Here is a 621-nt window from a genome sequence, read left to right as displayed (position 1 = left end):
TTCAATCCAACGACCAATACATGGACAAACATTAACGGTCCAAAAGGAGATAAAGGTGACCCTGGTGTAGTAGGAGTAGAAGGACAACCAGGATCAACTGGAACCCCAGGTATCCCAGGATCAAGTGCRACAGGTGCTCCTGGAGCAGGCGTAACRATTGTTACCAACGATAGCGGAACATGGGTTTTCAATCCAACGACCAATACATGGACAAACATTAACGGTCCAAAAGGAGACAAAGGTGACCCAGGTGTAGTAGGAGTAGAAGGACAACCAGGATCAACTGGAACCCCAGGTATCCCAGGATCAAGTGCAACAGGTGCTCCTGGAGCAGGCGTAACAATTGTTACCAACGATAGCGGAACATGGGTWTTCAATCCAACRACCAATACATGGACAAACATTAACGGTCCAAAAGGAGACAAAGGWGAYSCTGGTGTAGTAGGAGTAGAAGGACAACCAGGATCAACTGGAACCCCAGGTATCCCAGGATCAAGTGCAACAGGTGCTCCTGGAGCAGGCGTAACAATTGTTACCAACGATAGCGGAACATGGGTWTTCAATCCAACGACCAATACATGGACAAACATTAACGGTCCAAAAGGAGACAAAGGTGACCCA

The 621-nt window shown here is 47.8% G+C and carries 1 pseudogene; it reads left to right on the top strand.

Going from position 1 to position 621, the window contains the following annotated elements:
* Positions 1 to 621, top strand: a pseudogene (locus tag FA045_RS18935) (hypothetical protein); the annotation flags it as partial.

This window comes from Pedobacter cryotolerans, from assembly GCF_005116475.1.
In the GTDB taxonomy this organism is placed as follows: Bacteria; Bacteroidota; Bacteroidia; order Sphingobacteriales; family Sphingobacteriaceae; genus Pedobacter; species Pedobacter cryotolerans.
This window is presented reverse-complemented; position numbering and strand designations above follow the sequence as displayed.